This is a genomic window from Ulvibacter litoralis, from assembly GCF_900102055.1.
Taxonomy (GTDB): Bacteria; Bacteroidota; Bacteroidia; order Flavobacteriales; family Flavobacteriaceae; genus Ulvibacter; species Ulvibacter litoralis.
This window is the reverse complement of sequence record NZ_FNBA01000037.1, coordinates 1-2,885: the sequence shown is the minus strand read 5'-3', so window position 1 is coordinate 2,885 and position 2,885 is coordinate 1. Positions and strand designations below refer to the sequence as shown.

Annotated in this window: 3 protein-coding genes; all 3 read right to left on the bottom strand. The window is 33.1% G+C overall.

Annotated features, from left to right (window positions below):
* Nucleotides 1-314: 314 nt before the first annotated feature.
* The 3 genes from BLQ00_RS17270 to BLQ00_RS17260 all read right to left on the bottom strand — a co-directional run bounded on the left by BLQ00_RS17270 (nt 315) and on the right by BLQ00_RS17260 (nt 2,763).
* Entirely contained in the window at nt 315-824 is a 510-nt protein-coding gene (locus BLQ00_RS17270) for a YcxB family protein (RefSeq protein ID WP_139149461.1), read from the bottom strand.
* 239 nt (nt 825-1,063) lie between these two features.
* Nucleotides 1,064-1,660: a hypothetical protein gene (locus BLQ00_RS17265; protein WP_093145566.1), complete on the bottom strand. Its 597-nt coding sequence runs from the start codon at nt 1,658-1,660 to the stop codon at nt 1,064-1,066.
* A gap of 239 nt (nt 1,661-1,899) precedes the next feature.
* Entirely contained in the window at nt 1,900-2,763 is an 864-nt protein-coding gene (locus BLQ00_RS17260) for a hypothetical protein (protein WP_093145565.1), read from the bottom strand.
* Between the last annotated feature and the right edge of the window lie 122 nt (nt 2,764-2,885).

Sequence of the window (2,885 nt, the reverse complement as noted above, 5' to 3'; positions counted from 1 at the left end):
TCGGAATGACGTAAGAATGACTGACTTAATATTTAGCATAAAGCTGTTCGGATTCGATTCGGTAGAATCAGAATCCGAGCTATTTTTAGTAACGGGTTAGTATAACGATTGTTGCGTTTGGCGCAGCGCGCTGAGTGCAGCAGCGACAAGTTTTTCATTCTCTTCTTAGCACCAAATTATTCAGAGCTGCGTGAGACTCAGAAGGGCAAGCTTTACGTTATTTTTCAGAAACCAATATAGCTAAATATTTGTAGAAATTATCTAGTAATTCCCGCAAGAGCAATAATCGTTATACGTTGTTGCCATTAGTACTTTTATTTCCATTTCCAATTTAGTTCGTCAACATATTCCGCTCCTAATTCAGTCACACGTTTTTTAAATTCTGTTTGGTTTTCAATCGAGTGTTTTGGTACAATCAGAGATAAGTCAGTTGTCAGTTTAATAAAAAAATGGTTTTTAGTTTCAATCAATTCTTTGAGTTCGGTTCCATTTATTTTACTTTCTGAGGTAAAGTCTTTGGCATTCACATAATTTTCGTCAAAGTCAATTTCCACGGGTTTGTTAATCCGATTCTTATAATTTTCTTCAACGTGTTTTTTGAAATGCCTTTTATAATTCCATTTAGCATAAATTGGATAAAAAGCAAACCATAATAAACCCAATGAAGCAATTATTCCGCCAATGCTTTTGTTTTCATTTTTATAGGCAAAATAAAGTCCTAGCAATGTGTATAATATAAAGACTATATATCTTGAACGAAAACGTTTCTTTTTATGTGATTCCGATTTTGAAGAAGAATAGAGTTGATATTCTAAAAAATCCAAGTTTGTAAGTTGATAGTTTATAGTCATTTCGTATTAATGGCAACGGGTTTGTATAACGATTGTTGCGTTTGGCGCAGCGCGTTGAGGGCAGCAGCGACAAGTTCAAACTTCACTTCTTAGATCCAAATTTAACAGAGCTGCGTGAGACTCAGAAGGGCAAGCGTTATGTTGTTTTCAGAAACCAATATAGCTAAATATTTGCAGAGAATATCAAATAATTACCGCAAGAGCCATAATCGTTATACGTTGTTGCCACCAGTTTTTCTCTTTATCAAACTCAAAATTACAAGTCCGATTAATATGATATTTGCCCAAACTGCAAAACTTTCTATTTGTTCATTTTTATCAGTTTCGTTTGTAAGTTGTTTTGCAATTCCTGCATTTTTTGATTCATCGATTTCGTTTTTAGCAATTTTAAAGTCAAATTCATTTTGTATTCCGGTAACAATATTCAAGTATTCAATTCCATTATTCTCATTTTTTGCTACTAACCAAAAGTTGTAACTATCATTATCAATCCAAAAATCAGATTTCCCATTTGGTTTAAGTTTGGTGTCATAATATACAAAGTTTCCTTTTCCATTCCATTCATTATCCCAGAAGGTAATTGCGTAAATTTTCAGGTTTTTGTTGGTCAGATTTTCAGTCCGAATTTTAACTGGTGTTGAAGCGCCAAATGCATTATCAAACAAATGATTTAATCCCAATGAAGTAAGTCCGATTATAATTCCGAAAATTGCGAGTATTTTAAAACCGCAATTTCGTTTTTTATCAACAAAAAAATTTATTAATAAAACAATCAGTAGAAGTAAAGCTGAATATAATAATAACGGCATTTTTTTTAAATTGGTGGCAACGGGTTAGTATAAGCAATGTTGCGTTTGGCGCAGCGCGATGCTGGCAGCGGCGACACCTTTTAAGTTACTTGTTTAGTTCCAATTATTCGGAGCTGCGTGAGACTCAGACAGGCAAGCTTATACGTTGATTTCAAAGAACCAATTTAGTTATTTATTTGTTGGGAACATAATTCTAGTAGGAGAGAAGCCATTTTGCTTATACGTTGTTAGCAAGTGTTTTATTCCCATCTTGTTCTTAATTCGATTCCGATTAGTGATTTTGGATTTTTATCTTTTGACATATATACTGTTACATAGCTATTATTTTGAGAAGTAGAATCTATAAATAATGTCAACCGACTTGTTTTATTCTTGAAATACAGACCGTTAAAAACACTATCTTTTTCTCCCTTATTTAACTCTACTTGACAATAAAATCCATCTGCGTACTCGTCCTTAATTCTTTCTACTTTCAAAAGTTTGTTGATTTCTATAGAAATTGGTTTGTCTAGAAAGTACTTTCTCCATTTTTTAGGAATTTGTTTGTAATCAAAATTTGGGTTAAGTGAGTCACAAGTATGTTCATTATCAATATATAAAAATCCGTCAAATTTAAATCGTCTTGACTCGGAATTGAAATATTGAGCGAAGCGAATAAAATCATTTTCGTCTTCAATTATCGGATATGTGTTTTCAGAAAGTAAGTACTTATTTCGCCGCCACTCAACTAAGTAGTAATCAGTTTTTATTTTTAGCGAATCAGGATTATAGTTAAAAATTCTTTTTTTTAAAATTGTATCACCTTCTAACATCGGGGATTCAATATATTCAACGGTTTTAGGAGTTAATATTGATTTTTTATTTTCTGAGATGTATGTGCCAGAAACAATTTGTTTTCCGCCACCTCCGAAACAACTTGCCCAATAGTTCTCATCAATAAACTGATTGTCCGATGTAAGTTTTAGTTTGTGACCAGAATTGAATCCACGAGAAGTAAAAGTCAGTGTATCAACTTGTAAATCCGAAGCATTGTCGCTAGCAGAATTATTTTTATCTGAGCAACTTACTAGGATAATGCAAATTAGTAATCTGTATATTCTCATTTTATTGGGTGTTCAAAAATACTTGCTAACGGGTTTGTATAATAATTGTTGCGTTTGGCGCAGCGCGATGCTGGCAGCGGCGACGAGTTCAAACTACACCTCTTAGTTCCAATTATTCAGAG